The organism is Methanothermobacter sp. K4, assembly GCF_022014235.1.
GTDB lineage: Archaea > Methanobacteriota > Methanobacteria > Methanobacteriales > Methanothermobacteraceae > Methanothermobacter.
Window position 1 is genome coordinate 539,499 of the sequence record NZ_JAKLTD010000001.1, and the last position, 19,425, is coordinate 558,923.

General features: G+C 48.3%; 19 protein-coding genes. 13 read left to right on the top strand and 6 right to left on the bottom strand.

What is annotated here, in order from left to right; translation table 11 throughout:
* Positions 1-43: 43 nt before the first annotated feature.
* The 4 genes from L5462_RS02960 to hmd all read right to left on the bottom strand — a co-directional run bounded on the left by L5462_RS02960 (position 44) and on the right by hmd (position 3,582).
* A complete protein-coding gene (locus L5462_RS02960; RefSeq protein ID WP_237779319.1) occupies positions 44-805 on the bottom strand; it encodes a DUF1188 domain-containing protein in 762 nt (253 codons plus the stop codon).
* Positions 802-1,281 (bottom strand): DUF3236 domain-containing protein, encoded by a 480-nt coding sequence (locus L5462_RS02965; protein ID WP_237779320.1) that lies wholly within the window; start codon positions 1,279-1,281, stop codon positions 802-804. The genes L5462_RS02960 and L5462_RS02965 overlap by 4 nt, the downstream gene beginning before the upstream one ends.
* Before the next feature lie 134 nt (positions 1,282-1,415).
* Positions 1,416-2,447: a 5,10-methenyltetrahydromethanopterin hydrogenase cofactor biosynthesis protein HmdB gene (gene hmdB, locus L5462_RS02970; RefSeq protein WP_237779321.1), complete on the bottom strand. Its 1,032-nt coding sequence runs from the start codon at positions 2,445-2,447 to the stop codon at positions 1,416-1,418.
* A gap of 100 nt (positions 2,448-2,547) precedes the next feature.
* On the bottom strand, positions 2,548-3,582 hold the full coding sequence (gene hmd, locus L5462_RS02975; RefSeq protein WP_237779322.1) for a 5,10-methenyltetrahydromethanopterin hydrogenase: 1,035 nt from the start codon (positions 3,580-3,582) through the stop codon (positions 2,548-2,550).
* 608 nt (positions 3,583-4,190) lie between these two features.
* On the opposite strand from hmd, the gene L5462_RS02980 reads away from it, so the two are divergent.
* The 13 genes from L5462_RS02980 (at position 4,191) to mcrA (ending at position 17,759) form a co-directional block, all read left to right on the top strand.
* Complete coding sequence (locus L5462_RS02980) at positions 4,191-4,550, top strand: hypothetical protein (RefSeq protein ID WP_237779323.1); 360 nt, start codon at positions 4,191-4,193, stop codon at positions 4,548-4,550.
* 8 nt (positions 4,551-4,558) lie between these two features.
* The gene (locus tag L5462_RS02985) at positions 4,559-5,584 is read left to right on the top strand and encodes a molybdopterin-dependent oxidoreductase (RefSeq protein ID WP_237779499.1); all 1,026 of its coding nucleotides are present in this window, start codon (positions 4,559-4,561) and stop codon (positions 5,582-5,584) included.
* Positions 5,580-6,728 (top strand): Coenzyme F420 hydrogenase/dehydrogenase, beta subunit C-terminal domain, encoded by a 1,149-nt coding sequence (locus tag L5462_RS02990; RefSeq protein ID WP_237779500.1) that lies wholly within the window; start codon positions 5,580-5,582, stop codon positions 6,726-6,728. The genes L5462_RS02985 and L5462_RS02990 overlap by 5 nt, the downstream gene beginning before the upstream one ends.
* A 10-nt stretch (positions 6,729-6,738) precedes the next feature.
* Positions 6,739-7,149, top strand: coding sequence for a hydrogenase iron-sulfur subunit (locus tag L5462_RS02995; RefSeq protein WP_237779324.1), 411 nt, complete (start codon positions 6,739-6,741; stop codon positions 7,147-7,149).
* A gap of 115 nt (positions 7,150-7,264) precedes the next feature.
* Positions 7,265-8,782: a 5,10-methenyltetrahydromethanopterin hydrogenase cofactor biosynthesis protein HmdC gene (hmdC, locus tag L5462_RS03000; RefSeq protein WP_237779325.1), complete on the top strand. Its 1,518-nt coding sequence runs from the start codon at positions 7,265-7,267 to the stop codon at positions 8,780-8,782.
* Positions 8,783-8,950: 168 nt separating this feature from the next.
* Entirely contained in the window at positions 8,951-9,376 is a 426-nt protein-coding gene (locus L5462_RS03005) for a hydrogenase iron-sulfur subunit (RefSeq protein WP_237779326.1), read from the top strand.
* A 12-nt stretch (positions 9,377-9,388) separates the two neighbouring features.
* Positions 9,389-10,315, top strand: coding sequence for a F420-non-reducing hydrogenase subunit MvhG (gene mvhG, locus L5462_RS03010; protein ID WP_237779327.1), 927 nt, complete (start codon positions 9,389-9,391; stop codon positions 10,313-10,315).
* On the top strand, positions 10,316-11,734 hold the full coding sequence (gene mvhA, locus L5462_RS03015; RefSeq protein ID WP_237779328.1) for a F420-non-reducing hydrogenase subunit MvhA: 1,419 nt from the start codon (positions 10,316-10,318) through the stop codon (positions 11,732-11,734). It begins immediately after the preceding gene.
* A 24-nt stretch (positions 11,735-11,758) separates the two neighbouring features.
* Positions 11,759-12,997 carry a polyferredoxin protein MvhB gene (gene mvhB, locus L5462_RS03020; RefSeq protein ID WP_237779329.1) on the top strand — a complete coding sequence of 413 codons (1,239 nt, stop codon included), beginning with the start codon at positions 11,759-11,761 and terminating at the stop codon, positions 12,995-12,997.
* Between the two features lie 451 nt (positions 12,998-13,448).
* Entirely contained in the window at positions 13,449-14,780 is a 1,332-nt protein-coding gene (gene mcrB, locus L5462_RS03025; protein WP_237779330.1) for a coenzyme-B sulfoethylthiotransferase subunit beta, read from the top strand.
* A 19-nt stretch (positions 14,781-14,799) separates the two neighbouring features.
* The gene (gene mcrD / locus L5462_RS03030; RefSeq protein ID WP_237779331.1) at positions 14,800-15,285 is read left to right on the top strand and encodes a methyl-coenzyme M reductase operon protein D; all 486 of its coding nucleotides are present in this window, start codon (positions 14,800-14,802) and stop codon (positions 15,283-15,285) included.
* A 15-nt stretch (positions 15,286-15,300) separates the two neighbouring features.
* Complete coding sequence (mcrG, locus tag L5462_RS03035; protein WP_013296303.1) at positions 15,301-16,098, top strand: coenzyme-B sulfoethylthiotransferase subunit gamma; 798 nt, start codon at positions 15,301-15,303, stop codon at positions 16,096-16,098.
* On the top strand, positions 16,098-17,759 hold the full coding sequence (mcrA, locus tag L5462_RS03040; protein ID WP_237779332.1) for a coenzyme-B sulfoethylthiotransferase subunit alpha: 1,662 nt from the start codon (positions 16,098-16,100) through the stop codon (positions 17,757-17,759). The genes mcrG and mcrA overlap by 1 nt, the downstream gene beginning before the upstream one ends.
* 114 nt (positions 17,760-17,873) lie before the next feature.
* Here the strand turns inward: mcrA and L5462_RS03045 are convergent, their stop codons facing one another.
* The gene (locus L5462_RS03045) at positions 17,874-18,056 is read right to left on the bottom strand and encodes a CooT family nickel-binding protein (RefSeq protein ID WP_237779333.1); all 183 of its coding nucleotides are present in this window, start codon (positions 18,054-18,056) and stop codon (positions 17,874-17,876) included.
* Positions 18,057-18,123: 67 nt separating this feature from the next.
* On the bottom strand, positions 18,124-19,413 hold the full coding sequence (gene pyrC / locus L5462_RS03050) for a dihydroorotase (RefSeq protein ID WP_237779334.1): 1,290 nt from the start codon (positions 19,411-19,413) through the stop codon (positions 18,124-18,126).
* Positions 19,414-19,425: the final 12 nt, after the last annotated feature.

The following is a 19,425-nucleotide window of genomic DNA, read 5'->3' on the forward strand; positions in this document are numbered from 1 at the left end:
TTCTATTCCGATGGTATCACCTTCAAACTGCTAACAGAATTTGTTATTCAGGGATTATCCTTGATTTTATCATCTCAAGGTTTCCTTCTATGATCCCATCACAGTCAAGGTCTTCAAGTGATGAAACCACGAGGGCAGGCGATTCAAGGCGTTTCAGGAATCTTTCAGGGTCCCTGTCCTTAAAGAGTATCCTCTCAAAGAATTCAAGGGTTGCTGTTGCATAGAGCACACCTTCAAATTCAAGTGCATCGGCCATTGACCTTCTCATAACATCCACGGTAAGCGTCATTGTACCTGAGGTCTTGGAACCGATACCATAGGTGTGGAGGACCCCTGAAATGTCAGATTCAACCATCCTGAGCCTTTCATATGTCCTGTTGAATTTCCTTATCGTGTCATCGCTGCCATCTGATGTTGGGTCCTCAACGATGAACGCTTTCGCAGTGATGCCCCTCAGTTCATCCTCTGTGACACCCCCAAGGCCCGTTGTATCAACCAGGAGGTCCCAGTGACCCCTGAGGTCCATAATACCTTCCTGGAAATCCACTTTATCATCAAGGATAAAACGTGTCTGGGGGTTTATATCTGCAACGGTCACGTCACAGTCAAGCGCACCTGCAATCGCAGCACCTGTGAAGTATGAGCCTATTATAAGGGCCCTTTCAGGGTTCATATCGATTTCAGTGAGCCATTCAATAACCGCCGCCGATTTAACTGCGGATATGTGCATGATTATGTCGTGTACCCTGTATGTGGAGAAGAATGTTCTAACTGTCTCGGTTATGCCTGTCTCATGGTGTTTCATTCTGATCCTCTGGTAAAGCCTATACGCTCAAGGGCATGGGTCATCTCTGATCTCACGGCATCCTGAACTCCCATTTCATGTATAACATGTGGAGGTGACATGGCAGCTGAAAGTATCCTCCCCCTGGAGTCCATGATTACAAGGAGCGATCCGGAACCAGGAACCCCCAGCCGTCCGCGGGCAATAACAAGATCTGCCCCTGATATGTCCAGTGCCATGAGGGCCTTTGTAACGGCAGGCATCCTTGTGAGGTCCGCCCAGTTGGTGTTGAACTGAAGGTGCTCTGCCTCGTGGAGTTTGAAGGATCTGAGGACCTCATTTATCACATCAACCTTTTCACGGTTCCAGTTTGGCACGACAATCTTCTGAGCGCCGATGATATAGTCCCTTACTTCTCTGACTTCCTCCTCACGGTCTCCTCTACGGCGATCCTCTGCAGATTCAAGGTATGCGCTGGCTATTATATCCTCTAACATGACCACACCACTGCTTGTTGATAAGACTCAGGGGTTATTCAATGGCTATTAGTTAATGACCCGACCAGTTATTAATAAGGTTAAGGGCATGCACAGGCTGCTGATCTGATGACTACAGCCTCGCCATTAATGAATCAGAGCAGGGCAAGCCCATCCGCAGCGGGTTTTGCCGATATCTGGGGCTTCAGCCCCAGTTCATCCACAACCCTCAGCACATCGTTGAGGTTCCCGTACCTAGGGGATCCGACCCCCTTGACATCATGGGGGTAACCGTCGGGTATAACCGTTGCAAGGTTATCTGCCCCTGCCATGAGGGAGAAACGGACATTTTCAGGACCTATGGTGGGCGTTGGAACCGTTATCCTTATATCGGGGTACATGATACGTGTGATGGCTATGGTCTTCATCTGTTCCTCAAGGGGGCAGGGAGGATGGTTCTCCATTGGAGTTCCAGGGTAGGGGTTGAATCCCATGATGGGTATCTCTCCAAGCGTTTCAAATTCCCCAAGGAATCTCAGGTGCGCAAGGCGGTCAGCGTAACTCTCACCAAGACCTATGAGTAGACCGCTTGATAGTTCTATTCCACTTTCACATACAAGTTCACAGACTCTTATCCGGTCCTCTATCCTCTCTCCGGGTTTAACGCGCATGAAAAGTTGCCTGTTGACGGTTTCGAGGTTACAGCATACCGTATCAGTACCGTAATCCGCAAGTTTCTCCACTGAAGCCCTGTTAAGGTCGGATCCAACGTTTATGAGCAGTTCAAGTGAAGTGTTCTCCTTCACTATTTCCGCCGCCTTAACAGCGTGTTCACCGTTGAATCCATGGGCGCCTGAGCAGCTGACCCTGGGTATTCCAGATTTTTCTATTATCCGGGCGGCTTCCAGGATCTCATCATCGGTTTTGAAAAATGAACTGTAGTATCCATTACGTGATGTTCCGGCGGCAAATCCACAGTAGCCGCACCTTGGCCTCACCTGGCACATATTTGTTATGTGGACTGTGGATGTGAGCTTGATAACCCCTCTGTGCTCCTTCATGATGCTGAATGCTGTTTCCATGAGAAGGGCAAAATCTTTCGGGCCGTTTATCTGGAATAGCTGCATAATCTCGCTATCATTAAGGGGGCATCCCTCAGCCGCCTTTTTGAGTATTTTATCCATCAATTTAACACCAGTTTCAGCTGCTTGGGAACATAAAAGTCAGGTGGATCAGTATAAATCAGTTGGTTAAAAAAATAAATAAATTTTTTGGGTCGTGGCCCGGTTATTTCTTCCTCTTCTCGAGGATTTCAAAGACGGTTGGGAGTATGTCTGCTGATGCTCCGAAGTTCATGGAGTCAGCTGTACCCAGGAGTGCACCGGGGTCGAGGTTCTCTTCCATCTTGTCTATTCCAACCTTTTCCATGAGGGCTGTTATCTGCTCGAGGGACTCCTTGGCCATCATCTGTGCGAAACCTGCAGGTGCGCCGAGTACCTGTGTAACTGAGTCCCTGTAGGAGAGTATACCTGCGTAGGTTATCGCTGTCAGTGCTGAGCACATGTCACAGACAGGTCCTAGGAGTTCTGCTGGTAGCCTGTATGCGTTACCCCTGGCCTTCTGTCCGAGTTCGAAGAGGGTGTTTATTGCGTCCTCTGAGGCGTAGCCCTCTGCAATGTATACCTGTCCCTTCATTTCAGGAACGGCACCTGGGTGGTAGGATGTTACGTTGAGTGTTTCAGGTTTGGTTACTAGGTCGCCGTGTTTTTCTTCAAAGATCTTGTAGAACTTGGTGGTTGGAATTGTGCAGGCGTGTGTGACTATTGCGCCAGGCTTTATGTCGTCTATGAACTTGTTTATTATGTCTGGCTGCATGTCACCCTTTGGGAACCAGGTCATGATGAAGTCTGCGTCTGCGATGGCCTCTTTGTCGTCTGTTGTTATTTCGAATCCAAGGTCTTCAGGGTGTGTGAAGTGTATTGCACCTTCTGGTGGTTTTGGGAGCTCCTTGGCGACTTCGTTGACCTTTTCCCTGATCTGTGGCATTATTTTTTCAGGGTCCTCCTTGTGGGCCTCTATGACGTCCTCGTAGGCAAAGTCGTCTATGACTGTGAACTGGTTGTCGAATACAGGGTCTGCAACAACGACTTCGTCGACACCTGCCAGTTCTTTAAGCTCAGCACCCATTGTTATTGTGGAATGGGTCATGGCTATTTCTGGTTTTCCAACCATTTCAGCGACTTCGCAGGCCCTGGAAAAGTTTGTTATTCCACTGGCCGCGTGGGTCCTGTAACATCCTGCACCTAGTATTGCAAGTTTCATATCTATCACTCCATTTCTGTAATACTACTCATATTATTAGTAGTACAGATTAATCGGTTTCCAATATAAATATATTTTTTGATAATTTTTAAACCAAAAAGCTTATAAATGGAATATTTTATGGAGGCAACCTTTCATGGCGGGTCCTATATAGTGTTATCCATAAGAAGGTCGTTCATTGTGGACATGTTTTTCTGCAGGTACCAGATCGCAAGATGTTCATAAAATATTAATATTAAAATTTCTCACATACTGGTTTCTAATTTTATTCAGAAGATCGGGGAGGCGCCCTTAAGGTTAAAGTGAGGTGCCTTACCCTTATTTTTCGGGATTTCCCTCAAGAAAAGCATAAATAATAAAAAATAAATATTTATTATGAATTGATTTTCAGAACCCAAAATATTAATTTCATGTTTATAAGGCATTTTAATGGTATTTTTAGATTTTTAATCATTTAAAGGAATTTAATTCAAAAAATAGGCATAAAAAATCCATATAAATCTTTTTAAGGCGTTTCAGACACTTTTTTATTTTAGAAACATTTATATATGTAATACTTATTAGCAGTTAATTATGATGAGCATAAAACCGGAGGTTGTGGTGAAAGTATGGAAATCCAGATTCAGAGAATTGGACTTTTTCGTCCCGAGAAGAATCCAAAATCGTGTGCCCTGAGCCTTGACATGGACTGGAAAATTGACTACACAGATTTTGGGAAGGATTCAGTGGGATACACATTTTATGTGGAATCAGGAAGCGGAATACCATTGAAATTCAAAATAGAGGGAAAGGTTGTTCTTGAAGATTCTGAAAAACTGCCCGGAAACCTATCAGAACTTCTGCTCGACAGGGGGCTTAACATCATGGTTGAGTTATTCAACATAACCCGTGATAGGACCATCAGCGTCCAGAATGAGCTTTTCAGTATTGATGAGTTCCAGGGTAAGGTGAAAAATCTGGAGGTTTAGATAAAATGATGGTGAAACACACTTTATGCCCTTCCTGCAGTGCAGGCTGCGGCGTGAACCTTGTGGAGATGGGGGGCGCACCTGTTGGGACCTACCCTTACAGGAGACACCCGGTCAATGAGGGAAAGACCTGCAGGAGTGGTAGGGACTGCTATGAAATCCCCTTGATGGACAGGGTAACATCCCCCGAAATTAAAAAATCAGGGAAACTCAGTGAAGTCAGTTGGGATGAGGCGCTGGATAAATTAACAGAACTTCTTTCATCAGAGGACATATCCATCCTGACAACAGGAACCATCACCACCGAGGAGGCACTTAAACTCAGAGAAATCATAGAAGAGTTTGATGTAAAAAAATCAGGTGTAATCACGGTATTTCCTGAATTTGATTATCCTGAAATTGATATAAGAAAAATCAGGCACTATGATAACATTGCGGTCATAGGAGATGCCATAACCTGCGCCCCACTCCTAGGCAGGAGGATATTCCATGCGATGGCCGCCGGGGCAGAGGTGAGATCCTATGACAGAAGAGATGACACGAGGATGGCAGTAAATTCAGGGTTTCACAGAACCTTCTCAGATGACAGGGAGCTCCTGGATGATCTCCAGCAACTTCCAGGGGGGTCTCTGATTATAATAACACATGAAATGCCTGAAATCATAGGACCTGTTCTTGAGGTCTCATCTGAAAATGAATTTGATGTTCTACCCATCTTTGAGGACTTCAACACAAGGGGTGTGATGCAGCACCTGCCCCCGGTTCATGCAAGGGAATTTGATTCTGTCTGGTTAATAGATCCCGGTGCAGTTGCAGAGCCAGTGGATGTATCAGGAGAATTCATTCTCCAGTCCATAAGAATTGAAGGTCTGGCACCTGATATTTTCCTTCCAACGGCAGCATGGTGTGAAAAAGCGGGTTCATACACCAGCACAGCAGGATACACGGTGAAACTTGAACCCGCACTGCAGGCACCCGAAGGGGTCCTCTCAGACATGGAAATATTTGAAAGAATACTCAGGGCAGGTGATTGAGATGAAGTACCTCCTTGCAAGGGCTACAGATGAGGAGATTCAGAGAAGAGGAGAATGTGGCGGAGCAGTGACAGCCATATTCAAGTACATGCTGGATAGGGAAGTCGTGGATGCAGTACTAACACTGGAAAGGGGAGATGACGTGTACGATGGGATCCCCGTCCTCCTTGAGGATTCATCGGATATAGTGTCGACATGTGGTTCGCTGCACTGCGCACCCACCATGTTCGGGGACCTCATCTCCCGCTATCTAAGTGACATGAGGCTGGCTGTCGCTGTAAAACCCTGTGATGCAATGGCCATAAGGGAACTTGAGAAGAGGCACCAGATAGACCCTGATAGGGTATACAAGATAGGTCTGAACTGCGGCGGGACCCTCGCCCCGGTATCCGCCAGGGAAATGATAGAGACCTTCTATGAGATAGACCCTGATGATGTTGTGAGTGAGGAGATCGATAAGGGTAAATTCATAGTGGAACTCAGGGATGGAAGTCACAGGGAGATATCAATCGATTACCTTGAAGAGGAGGGTTTCGGCAGACGCGAGAACTGTCAGCGCTGCGAAATAATGGTACCACGTAACGCTGACATAGCCTGTGGAAACTGGGGTGCAGAGGATGGATGGACCTTCATAGAGGTCAACACTGAAAGAGGTCAGGATATCATTGACGGTGCCCGCAGCAGCGGATACATTGAGGTGAAGGAACCCTCTGAGAAGATGGTAAAGATAAGGGAAAAAATAGAAAATGCAATGATCAGCATGGCCAGGAAGTTTCAGGATAAATACCTTGATGAGGAATACCCATCACTGGATGAATGGAATGAGTACTGGAAGCGCTGCATAAACTGCTTTGCCTGCAGGGACGCCTGTCCAGTATGCTTCTGCAGGGAATGTGAACTTGAAAGGGATTACCTCAGGGATTCAGATGAAAAGGCACCGGACCCCCTCACATTCCAGGGGGTGAGGCTCTCGCACATGGGCTTCAGCTGCATAAACTGCGGCCAGTGCGAGGATGTCTGCCCAATGGACATACCCATTGCAAGGATCTACCACAGGATACAGAAAAAATACCGTGAAAGAACAGGATTCACAGCAGGGGTGAGCGAAGAACTGCCCCCAATGTACAGCGGGGAGAAGGATTAGAGGTGATAAGATGAGTTTCGAGCCAAAGATAGTCGGGTTCTGCTGTAACTGGTGCTCCTATGGTGGAGCGGACACCGCGGGAACAGCGAGGATGCAGTACCCCCCCAACGTACGTATCATAAGGGTGATGTGCTCTGGAAGGGTCAATGCCTCGATGATACTAAAGGCCTTCAGTGAGGGTGCAGACGGTGTCTTTGTGGGAGGATGCCACATAGGGGACTGCCACTATGATTCAGGAAACTATAAATGGAAACGAAGGGCCCGTTTCATTGAGGATATCCTCCCTGAATTTGGTATAGATAAAGAAAGGTTCAGGTGGGAGTGGATATCGGCATCAGAGGGTGAAAAATTTCAGAAAACAATGCAGGAGTTCTATGAAACTGTAAAATCCCTCGGGCCACTGAGGAGGGCAGGAAAATAGCAGGTATTAAAATTATGGGTTAAAGCCGCATGTTCTTATTAACCCATAATTTTTGTCAAAATTTATAACATCCAGTATCAGAGTGAATCACAGTGACCTATAAAGGTGAAACAATATGCACGATATCATCAGGGAAGCAGTGGATAATCCTGAAACTGCATGGGAAATCATGAAAATGGACAGGGATATCACCGCGGTGGTGGATGCAATTTCTGACCTTTCAAGGGAGGATAAGATTAAACTGGGAGCCACCTTCAAGAGGTTCCCCCTAGGCTGTGACCTCACAGAGATCATTGTGGGCACCTGTGCATCTGACCTTGAGAGGATGGATCTTATTGGAAACTGCATCCTTTCAGACACGATAGGTGCAACGATACACGTCTGTGCCTATGCATTTGCAGATATAGCCGAGAACTATGGCATGAGGCCTGTGGATCTCATGAGGGAGGTGCGGGAGACCACCGAGGTCCCCCTGGACCTTGACCACTTTGGAAGATACGGCCCCATGAGGTTCCCCAGATCAATAACCGGCTGTGGAGGTCAGTGTTACCTAGAGGGGCCCCCATTTGAGGGCTGTCCCCGGGAAAGGATACATTCAAGACTCCTTGAAAAGGAAAAGGAGGGCCTACCTGACAGGGATGAATGGGTTGAACTTGCATCCTCTGTTGCGGTTAACCTTACACCTGTTCAGGGGGCTGAAACCCATGCAGCACCACTTGATGAGGCAAGCGAGGTCCTTGAACTTGCAAGGAAGCATGGTAAGGGTGTTGAGGCCATAATGTTCGTTGGAGACGGATACGATGACCTCATATCTGGCTTTGAGGCAGGACTTGATATGGGGGTCGATGTGTTCGTACTTGAGGGCGGCCCCTTCAACCTTGCATCTGACAGACTTGACGCCTTTGCAGGGGCGGTTGCAGCAGCAAGAATACTCACACCAGGTAGAATCGTTGCAACCAACGGTGCATATGAGGATGAGTGCCGTATAGGGCTAAGGGCAGGGCTGAATGCCATAATAACAGGTTTTCCAAAGAACCACCATGGTTACATGTGCGGTTACAGTCCCGGCTCAGCAAGAAGGGGCAGGTTTGGCCTCCCAAGGGTCATGAAGATAATGAGGGAGGAGGTTGAGGCTGCTCTAACACCCGTGCCAGTACAGAAGCCCCAGCTTGAGGCCCTTGCAGCTGCAGTGAAGGCTTCAGGAAGAGAAAATGTTTATCCAGAAACCATAGGGTATACATATGTGGGTGATGCCCACTGGGCATGCCTCCCCTCAACTCCGCTCTATGAGCGGGTGAATATAAAGAGGGACGTGGATATGCTTGCTGAGATGACCAGAAACGGTGAAATACATGGAACAGTGGCAATCTTCGGTGCAAGATTCGTATCATGGGTGATTGCAAAGAAACTTGATGGAATGGTGGATGAATTCGTACTTGTGGACAGTGACCCCTGGGTTGAATGGGTTAGCGTGGATAACCTCAGATCAGAAATTAAAACAGAGGTTCGCTGTGGAGGTTCCAGTGACGCGGATGCGTACAGGGATTCTGATTCAGCCATAGTGTCCACAACCATCCCGGAGATCGCTGCAAAAATTTCCGGGAAATTCAGAGACGCTGTGACACTTGTATGAACATCATCTAACGGTTTAATGGGGAGATGGCGGTATTAAAAATAATAAAAATTTTAACCACATATATAAAATTTTCGAAATTGTTTCATAAGTAACCTTTATACTTGCCACTCCTAAACCATATACCAAGTACAATTATAAGTACAACCCAAGCAAGGAGGAAACTCTATGGCTGAAGATGACATAAAAATTGTGATGTTCTGTTGTAACTGGTGTTCCTACGGTGGAGCGGACACTGCGGGAACAGCGAGGATGCAGTACCCTACAAACATTAGGGTTATCCGTGTGATGTGCTCAGGAAGGATAGAGCCACAGTTTGTTCTCAAGGCATTCAGGGAAGGCGCTGACGGTGTCCTCGTAACAGGATGCCACCACGGTGACTGCCACTACGACGCAGGAAACTACAAGCTAGACAGGAGAATGAGGCTGATCTACAAACTGGCAGATGAGCTTGGAATTGGCAGGGAAAGGATCCACCACGACTGGATATCCGCATCAGAGGGTGAAAAATTCGCCGAAACCGTCAAGATGATGGTTGACAGGATAAGGGCCCTTGGTCCATCACCAATCAAAAAACAGCTAGCTGAAGCATAAGGAGGATGTTAAATGGCTGAAAAGGCAAAAATAGGAACAATGTGGCTTGGAGGATGCTCCGGGTGCCACCTGTCCATTGCAGACTTACACGAAGCACTTCTGGATGTCATGGAACTTGCTGACTTTGAATTCAGCCCTGTTTTAATGGACACAAAATACGATGAAATTCCTGAACTCGATGTTGTTATCATCGAGGGTGGAATCGTAAACGATGAGAACAGGGAATTCGCAGAGGAGCTCAGGGAAAAGGCCAAATTTGTCATAAGTTACGGTACATGTGCTGTATACGGCGGCATACCCGGCCTCAGAAACCTCTGGGACAAGGAGGAGGTCATAGAGGAAGCCTACATCAACTCCATATCAACACCAAACGAAGAGGGTGTCATACCATCCGAAGAGGTACCACACCTTGAGGGAAGGGTTAAGCCACTTGGTGAAGTCATAGACGTTGACTTTGAAGTTCCAGGATGCCCACCAAGATCCGATGTTGTCGCCGAGGTTGTTCTTGCACTCCTCAAGGGCGAAGAAATAGAACTGCCGAGCACAAACCTCTGTGAGGTCTGCCCAAGGGAAAAACCACCAGAGGGCCTTGCAATGGACTTCATAAAGAGGCAGTTCGAGGTTGGTAAACCAGAGGATGACCTCTGTCTCATACCACAGGGACTCATCTGCATGGGCCCAGCAACCATATCAATCTGTGGTGCAGAGTGCCCGAGCATAGCCATACCATGCCGTGGCTGCTACGGTCCAACAGCACGTGTAGAGGACCAGGGTGCCAAAATGATAAGTGCTATAGCCTCTGACTACAAGGTCGAGGAGGACAAGACCGTCGACCCAGAGGAAGTGGCTGAACAGCTGGATGACATTGTTGGAACATTCTACACATTCACACTTCCAGCAGCACTCATACCAATGAAAATAAAGAAGGAGGGTAAATAGATGGTTAAACTCACAATGGAACCTGTGACCCGTATTGAAGGTCACGCCAAGATTACCGTACACCTCGATGATGCAGGTAATGTTGAGGACACAAGGCTCCATGTTATGGAATTCCGTGGATTCGAGAAATTCCTCCAGGGAAGACCCATAGAGGAAGCCCCAAGGATAGTTCCAAGGATCTGCGGTATCTGTGACGTGCAGCACCACCTGGCAGCCGCAAAGGCTGTTGACGCCTGCTTTGGATTCGAACCTGATGATGTCCTTCCTGCAGCCTACAGGATGAGGGAGATCATGAACTGGGGCTCATACATGCACTCACATGCCCTGCACTTCTACTTCCTTGCAGCCCCTGACTTCATAGCAGGTAAGGACAGGAAGACAAGGAACGTCTTCCAGATAATAAAGGACGCACCTGATGTTGCTCTTCAGGCCATAGAGTTACGTAAAAATGCTCTGGAAATCGTCAGGGCCATAGGTGGAAGGCCAATTCACCCAACCTCCTCAACACCAGGGGGTATATCAACAGAACTGGACGATGAAACACAGAAGGACCTCCTTCAGAAGGCCCAGAGGAACGTTGAACTTGCAGAGGCCACCCTTGAACTTGCAGTTCCAATATTCGAGGAGAACATTGACCTCGTGAACTCACTGGGTAACATCGAGACATACCACACAGGTCTTGTTAAGGACGGTGTATGGGACGTCTACGATGGTATAGTGAGGATAAAGGACAAGGAAGGAAACATGTTCAGGGAGTTCAAACCAGCAGACTACGCTGACACCATCGCTGAACACGTTAAACCATACTCCTGGCTCAAATTCCCATACATAAAGGACCTGGGCTACCCTGATGGTGTCTACCGTGTCTCACCGCTCTCAAGGCTCAACGTGGCAGACAAGATGCCTGATGCAGCTCCAAAGGCACAGGAACACTTCAAGGAGTTCCAGGACAACTTTGGATACGCACAGCAGACACTGCTCTACCACTGGGCAAGGCTCATAGAACTCCTCGCATGTGCTGAATGCGCAGTCGATGCACTTGAAGGAGACCTATCAGGAGAAAAATTCCCTGATTCCCTTGAAAGGCAGGCAGGCGACGGTGTGGGTATAGTTGAGGCACCAAGGGGAACACTCACACACCACTACACATGTGATGAGAACGGCCTCATAACCAAGGCAAACATCGTTGTTGCAACAATTCAGAACAACCCTGCCATGGAGATGGGTATCCAGAAGGTTGCCCAGGACTACATCAAACCTGGTGTTGAAGTGGATGATAAGATATTCAACCTCATGGAGATGGTCATAAGGGCATACGACCCATGTCTCTCCTGCGCAACACACACCATTGACAGTCAGATGAGACTTGCCACCTTGGAAGTATACGACAGTGAAGGCGACCTTGTAAAAAGGATCTAATTTCACCCGGGTAAAGGTGGTAAAATGATAGTTGTCAATAAAGAGGACTGCATAAGGTGTGGTGCCTGCCAGGGGACCTGCCCTACCGCAGCCATTGAGGTAACACCGGAGGATGTTATCTACTGTGACATCTGCGGCGGGGAACCCAAGTGTGTCGATGCCTGCCCAACTGGCGCCCTCAAAATTGAGGACCTGGTGGTTGATGAGGCAGGTAACACGCAGGGCAGGATAGTTTTCAACCCTGATAAGTGCAATGAGTGCGGGGACTGTGTGGAGGTCTGCCCTCCACAGATCCTCAAACTCGACGGTGGCAAGGTCAAGAAGATTCCGCTTCAGGGCTTCTGTGTCATGTGCCAGAAGTGCGTTGACATCTGCCCTGTGGGTGTCATAGGCGTTGAGGGCATCAAGGAACCAGCAAAGGTTGAACTGGAAATCGAAGGACCCATATTCATTGCTGACTGCGTCGGCTGTGGAATGTGTGTCCCTGAATGCCCTGTGGATGCCATAACCCTTGAAAAGGTGGGCGGAGTTATAGAGATCGATGAGGACACCTGCATAAAGTGTGGTGTCTGTGCACAGACCTGCCCATGGAACGCCGTCTACATCTCAGGCAAAAAACCAGAGAAGAGGGCCAAGGAAATCAAGAAGTTCGAGCTGGATGAAGAGGCATGTATAGGCTGCAACACCTGTGTGGAGGCATGCCCCGGTGACTTCATAGTTCCAAAGTCATCAAACCTTACAGTTGAACTTCCAGCCATCTGTACAGCTTGCGGACTATGTGAACAGCTCTGTCCAGTGGATGCCATAGACCTTGAGGTGGAACTCGGACCCGCCAAACCTGCAAGTGAAGAGGGCCTTGTCTGGGATGAAGGAAAATGTGACTTCATCGGTGCATGTGCCAACATCTGCCCCAACGATGCAATAAGGGTTGTAACGAAGGAGGGCATGAAGCTCCCTGACAATGAGAAGGTGGATGAGGAGCCATCATTTGCCATGTGTACACGCTGCGGTGCATGTACCATGGCATGTCCAAAGGGCGCCCTCAGCCTTGTGGATATGGACAAGGTCATTGATGGTGAGGTTGTCAAGAGGAAGAGGATCCAGTACAACCCTGCCCTCTGTGACCAGTGCGGTGACTGTATAGAGGCCTGTCCATACGACATGCTGAAACTCACCGATGAGAAGGTTCCACTTAAAGGGTTCTGTATACTCTGTGACCAGTGCATACCTGCCTGTCCAAAGGGCGCACTGTCACTCAAATAAACCCACTTCTTTTTTTGTTTTCAGGATGATCCTTAACTTCACACACCACGTGTTATTATCCAGAATAATATTTTTATGAAAAATATTTTTTCATATTTAAAATTTTTCTTTTTTTTCTTTTGAAAACATTTATATTATCCTTCTTTCTTATTCAATAGAGTCATAGATGTCCAGAAAATGAAGCATAAGCGGTTATATCTGGATTAATACAGATTAATACCGATATGTGCAGTATGGCTTGTTCTATAATGAGCTATGCTCTGGAGGTTGGAGGATGAACTTCGGTATAACCTGAAGGCCCATTTCGAGACATCGAATCTGGGATGAACACATTTAAAACCATGAAACCCTGTCAAGTCACTTAAACCCTGATCCCATAACCCCCTCACATTCAATAATAAATTAATAAATTTTATTAATAAACAAATAAAAACCAAGAGGTGTGAATACCATGCCAATGTATGAAGACAGAATAGATCTCTATGGGGCAGATGGTAAGCTCCTTGAGGAGGATGTTCCTCTTGAAGCAGTAAGCCCCCTTAAAAACCCGACAATAGCAAACCTGGTAAGCGACGTGAAGAGGTCAGTTGCAGTGAACCTCGCTGGAATCGAGGGAAGCCTCAAGAAGGCAGCTCTTGGAGGAAAGTCCAACTTCATCCCTGGAAGGGAAGTTGAACTTCCAATCGTTGAAAACGCAGAGGCAATCGCTGAAAAGGTCAAAAAACTCGTCCAGACCTCAGAGGACGACGACACAAACATACGCCTCATAAACAACGGTCAGCAGATCCTGGTGCAGGTCCCAACAACAAGGATGGGTGTAGCCGCAGACTACACTGTCTCAGCACTTGTCACAGGGGCGGCCGTTGTACAGGCAATCATCGACGAATTCGATGTGGACATGTTCGATGCAAACGCGGTTAAAACAGCTGTAATGGGAAGGTACCCACAGACAGTGGACTTCACAGGAGCCAACCTCTCAACACTCCTCGGACCACCAGTGCTCCTTGAGGGACTTGGATACGGTCTCAGGAACATAATGGCAAACCACGTCGTTGCCATCACAAGAAAGAACACACTCAACGCATCAGCACTATCATCCATACTCGAACAGACAGCAATGTTCGAAACAGGTGACGCTGTCGGAGCATTCGAAAGGATGCACCTCCTTGGACTTGCATACCAGGGACTCAACGCCAACAACCTCCTCTTTGACCTGGTTAAGGAGAACGGTAAGGGTACAGTCGGTACAGTGATAGCTTCACTGGTGGAAAGGGCAGTCGAGGACGGAGTCGTTAAGGTGGCCAGGGAGATGAACTCAGGCTACAAGGTCTACGAACCAGCCGACTGGGCGCTCTGGAATGCATACGCAGCAACAGGACTCCTTGCAGCAACAATAGTCAACGTGGGAGCAGCAAGGGCAGCCCAGGGCGTTGCATCAACAGTGCTCTACTACAACGACATACTTGAATACGAGACAGGCCTCCCAGGTGTGGACTTCGGAAGGGCCATGGGTACAGCAGTAGGATTCTCATTCTTCAGCCACTCCATCTACGGTGGAGGAGGTCCAGGTATATTCCACGGAAACCACGTCGTAACAAGGCACAGTAAGGGATTCGCCCTGCCATGCGTGGCTGCAGCCATGTGTCTTGACGCAGGAACACAGATGTTCTCAGTTGAAAAGACATCAGGACTCATAGGATCCGTTTACAGCGAAATAGACTACTTCAGAGAACCAATAGTCAACGTTGCAAAAGGTGCTGCAGAGATAAAGGACCAGTTATAGGCTTAAATGGGGAGTTAAAATGCAGGAAACAGGATTCGTCGATGTTAAAATATTTCCCCAGAGGCTCCTGAAACCAGAAACCGTTGAGAAACTGCTGAACAGAATCTACGGGCTTGAAGGTATAGTCAGGGTACTGGTTCATGGACCGTCGATACCCGACAGGGTATACTATGGACCTGCCAGGGGCACCGAGGTTAAACACAGCGACCGGAGAAGGATAAAGGTACGTGGAGAGGAGGTTGAACTCCGCGTTAAGGTCGGTGAGGTCATAGTCGGGATACTCCCGGAGGCCCTGGAGGAGAACATGAATAAAATCGATGAAATCCTGAATGAAGTGCTCCCCTGCCCCTATAAGGTATTCATAGGTGCCTTCACAAAGAAGGACATCACCATATCCGATTACCTCAAATACGGTCTCAACTTTGAGGACAAAATCGATCCCAGGATAATAGGTATGGCTGATCCAAGTTCAAGGGTGAAGGACACCGTTGTTAACATAAAATGATTGTGAGGTTATGATATGTCTTACAAAGCCCAGTACACTCCTGGAGAAACCCAGATAGCTGAAAACAGAAGAAAACACATGGACCCTGATTACGAATTCCGTAAATTAAGGGAAGTATCAGACGAGGACCTGGTTAAGGTCCTGGGACACAGAAACCCTGGTGAAAGTTACAAGTCAGTGCACCCACCACTGGATGAGATGGACTTCGAGGAGGACATCGTCAGGGACATGGTTGAACCCATACAGGGTGCAAAGGAAGGTGTGAGGGTCAGGTACATCCAGTTCGCAGACTCCATGTACAATGCACCTGCCCAGCCCTATGACAGGGCAAGGACCTACATGTGGAGGTACCGCGGTGTTGACACAGGTACACTCTCAGGAAGGCAGGTCATTGAAATGAGGGAACTGGACCTTGAGGGAGTCTCAAAGGAACTGGTTGAAACAGAACTCTTCGACCCTGCAACAACAGGTATAAGGGGCGCAACTGTCCACGGACACTCCCTCCGACTCGATGAAAACGGTCTCATGTTCGACGCCCTCCAGAGGTACGTCTTTGATGAGGAGAAGGGCCACGTGGTCTACGTCAAGGACCAGGTTGGAAGGCCCCTTGACGAGCCAGTGGACATGGGCCAGCCCCTCGGTGAGGATGAACTCAAGAAGATCACCACAATCTACAGGAAGGACAACATCGCTATGAGGGATGATAAAGAGGCAATTGAAGTTGTTGAAAACATACACACCGGCCGTACCCTGGGCGGATTCGGTATGGACGTATTCAAGGATGACCTAAGAAAAAGGCTAGGTGATGATTAATGGATGAAAAGAAACTATTCCTTAAGGCTTTAAAGAAGAAGTTTGAGGGGGAGGACCCTGACGAAAAATACACAAACTTCTACTGCTTCGGCGGATGGGAACAGTCCGCACGTAAAAAAGAATTTACAGAGTACGCCAAGAAGGCGGCTGAAAAGAGGGGTGGAATACCATTCTACAACCCAGACATAGGTGTGCCACTGGGTCAGAGGAAACTCATGGCATACAGAGTCTCAGGAACAGACGCCTATGTTGAAGGTGACGACCTCCACTTTGTGAACAATGCAGCCATCCAGCAGATGGTGGACGACATAAAGAGGACAGTCATAGTGGGTATGGACACAGCACACGCAGTCCTTGAGAAGAGGCTGGGTGTGGAGGTAACCCCCGAGACAATCAACGAGTACATGGAGGCAATCAACCACGCCCTCCCAGGAGGTGCAGTGGTCCAGGAACACATGGTGGAGGTTCACCCAGGACTCGTGGAGGACTGCTACGCCAAGATCTTCACAGGCGACGACAACCTGGCAGATGAGCTGGACAAGAGGATACTCATAGACATAAACAAGGAGTTCCCTGAAGAGCAGGCCGAGCAGATCAAAAGCTACATTGGAAACAGGACATACCAGGTTAACAGGGTCCCAACAATAGTCGTGAGGACCTGTGACGGAGGTACAGTTTCAAGATGGTCTGCAATGCAGATCGGTATGAGCTTCATATCCGCCTACAAACTCTGTGCAGGTGAAGCAGCAATCGCTGACTTCTCATACGCTGCAAAACACGCAGACGTTATAGAGATGGGTACAATAATGCCTGCCAGGAGGGCAAGGGGACCAAACGAGCCAGGTGGAGTGGCATTCGGTACCTTTGCAGATATAGTTCAGGCCTCAAGGGTTTCAGATGACCCTGCGAACGTTTCACTTGAGGTCATAGCCGGTGCAGCAGCACTCTACGACCAGGTATGGCTCGGATCATACATGTCAGGTGGTGTTGGATTCACCCAGTACGCAACAGCAGCCTACACCGATGATATCCTGGACGACTTCGTCTACTATGGTATGGAGTACGTGGATGACAAGTACGGAATCTGCGGAACAAAACCAACAATGGACGTAGTCCGGGACATCTCAACAGAGGTCACACTCTACAGCCTCGAACAGTACGAGGAATACCCAACACTCCTCGAGGACCACTTTGGAGGATCACAGAGGGCAGCTGTTGCAGCCGCGGCAGCAGGATGTTCCACAGCCTTTGCAACAGGAAACTCAAATGCTGGTATCAACGGATGGTACCTCAGCCAGATACTCCACAAGGAGGCCCACAGCAGGCTCGGATTCTACGGCTACGACCTCCAGGACCAGTGCGGTGCATCCAATTCACTCTCAATCAGGAGCGACGAGGGACTCATACACGAACTCCGTGGACCTAACTATCCAAACTACGCCATGAACGTGGGACACCAGCCAGAGTACGCAGGTATAGCCCAGGCACCACACGCTGCAAGGGGAGACGCCTTCTGTACAAACCCACTCATAAAGGTTGCATTTGCAGATAAGGACCTCGCCTTTGACTTCACATCACCAAGGAAGTCAATCGCAGCAGGTGCCCTCAGGGAGTTCATGCCAGAGGGTGAAAGGGACCTCATCATACCAGCTGGAAAATAATTCCAGCATAAAACCCTTTTATTTTTAAAAATAAATTTCAAAAGCTAATTCTGATCTCTAATTTTGTGTCAGTTAACTGACCTGTTTTAGTTAAATCTGTGTCTGAAGAAAAAGTTATTTTTTCTGTTTTATGTAAATTCTGTGCTTATCGAGGTCCAGCCTTGTGAGTTTTCCTTCAAACTTCCTTGTTGAGTTAAGGACATCCGTTGCTTTGATTCCATCTTCAAGGACCTCAATTAATATAACGTCCTCCATGAGGAGTTCTCCATCCTCTGAGTACAGGTTTGATTCACACATCGTTTCACCATCCAGATGCATCGAGATTTGGGGTTATCTTTATTATCAGATATAAATTTTTTCATTATTAATCATGTTCTTTTTTGCTGTGGCACGCAATATACCTTCCCCTCCCACCAGGGACCTCACCATCATCCATAACAACCTCTCCACGGACAATGGTCATCACAGCATCCCCCCGGTACCTGAAACCCTCAAATGGCGTGTAATGGGCCCTGCTGTAGAATTCATCGGCACTTATCTCCCCTTCTCTCCTCAGATCGACAACAGTGAAATCGGCGTCCATCCCCTCCCTTATGAATCCCTTGGAAGCCAGTCCGAAGATCCTGGCCGGCCCCTCTGCAAGCATTCTCCTTATGGTTGAAATGTTCATCCTGCCCTCTGAAACCAGCGTGAGAAGAACTCTGAGGACAACCTCAAGGTTTGGTATACCTGGAGGCGCCTCCCAGACACCCATCTCCTTTTCAGGTAGTGTATGGGGGGCATGATCGGTTCCAATTATATCTATATCAGGAAGATCCCCTGGGGATAATCCAGTTTCAGCTGACCTCAGGGGGGGATTGGTCTTTGCAAGATTACCGAACCTCCTGAGATACCCTGAGTCCAGGAGGAGGTGGTGTGGTGTAACCTCGCAGGTAATATACCCCCTGAAGGGTTCAATGAACCGGAGGGCCCTCCTGGTGCTGAGGTGACATATGTGGACGGGGTGCCTGTAATGGTATGCGAGCGCCGCCGCCTCTGCAACCGAGACCTCCTCTGCGAGTGGTGGCCTTGCCAGGGAGTAGGCGTAGGGTTCCTCCACTTCCCCGAGATTTTCACGGGAATGCCTTATTATTTCCCTGTTTTCACAGTGCAGGGTGATGGGCACCCCCGACCCGAGATCCCTGAGTCTCCTGAAGAGGACATCAACCTTACCCATTTCAATGGAGTCCATGAAGACCTTGAATGAGGCCGGACCAAATTTGAGTATCCCCTCAACCTCTGAGGGGTCAGAGTAGCCTGCGTGAAGCCCAAAGTCAACCACACTCTTACGCTCACCAATCTTTATTTTCCTTTTAAACTCAGATGTGGTGTCTGCTGGCGGCACGGTGTTTGGCATGTCAATGACGGTGCTGAAGCCTCCACGGGCAGCGGCCATTGAACCGGACCTGAAATCCTCCTTGTACTCCAGTCCCGGGTCCCTGAAGTGCACATGGGCATCTATGAGCCCTGGGAGCACATGATAACCCCGAAGGTCAATCCTCTCAGATGCATCCATCCTCCCACGGGTTATCTTAACTATCCTTCCATCATCAACACCTATATTGAAGGTTCCCCTCTCGGTTCTGCAGTTTTCAAGGAAGAGGTCAACTGGCATGGTATCATCCAC